This window comes from Streptomyces murinus (assembly GCF_002154555.1).
In the GTDB taxonomy this organism is placed as follows: domain Bacteria; phylum Actinomycetota; class Actinomycetes; order Streptomycetales; family Streptomycetaceae; genus Streptomyces; species Streptomyces murinus.
Genome location: NZ_MUNF01000938.1, coordinates 1 through 890, shown reverse-complemented (window position 1 = coordinate 890; position 890 = coordinate 1). Strand labels below are relative to the sequence as shown.

The 890-nt window shown below is 77.2% G+C and carries 1 protein-coding gene; it reads left to right on the top strand.

All coding sequences use genetic code 11. The features are described 5' to 3' along the window. Window positions 1-890 (top strand): MFS transporter (locus CCN72_RS36750; protein WP_107430296.1); only part of this gene is annotated, 890 nt, incomplete at both ends.

Sequence of the window (890 nt, the reverse complement as noted above, 5' to 3'; positions counted from 1 at the left end):
GGTACGGGTGCTGCGGGTCTCCCTCGCCGGGGCGGCACCGGCCGCCTTCGCCTCGGCCCTCGCGCCCAGCGCCCCCGTGCTGATCGGGGCCCGTGTGGTGGCCGGGGGGTTCTTCGCGGCCGCGATCGCGGTGTGTCTGACGTATGTGGGCGACACGGTGCCCGCGGCGGTACGGCAGCGGCCGCTGAGCGCCCTGATGAGCGCCTTCGCGCTGGGCACGGCGACGGCCACGCTGGTGGCCGGGCTGGTGGCGCACTGGCTCAGCTGGCGGCTGGTGTTCGCGCTGCCCGGCATCCTCGCCGCGTCCCTGGTGGTGGCGCTGCGGCGGCTGCCCGAGCCGCCGCGGGAACGCCCCGCGGCGGGGGTGCCGCTGCGGGCGGTGCTCTGTTCGCGGTGGCAGTGGTACGTCATGGCGGTGGCCCTGCTCGAAGGGGCCGTGCTGCTGGGCTTCTTGACGTATCTGGCGCCGGCGCTGGAGGCGCGCGGGGTTCCCGTGGCCCTCGCGGGGGCGGTCGCGGCCCTGTACGGGGTGGGGTCGATGGGCGCGGCGCGGGTGGTCGGGCGGCTCGTCGGCAGGTGGAGTCCGGTACGGCTGATCGTGGCCGGCGGCGCCCAGACCATGGTGGCGTATCTGCTCGCCGGGTACAGCCAGCGGGCCGGGGTGCTCGTGGTGGTGGCGCTGCTGCTGGGGGGCGGCTGGTCGTTCCTGCACTCCACGGTGCAGTCGTGGGCGACCGCCGTGTCCGCGGCGGCCCGGGCGACCGGGGTGGCCCTGTTCGGGGTCGCCCTGTACGCGGGCGGTGCGGTGGCCGGTGTGCTGGCGGCTCCGGCCGCGCAGGCGCACGCGTACCGGCCGTTGTTCTGGCTGGCGGCGGGCCGGCGGTGGGACC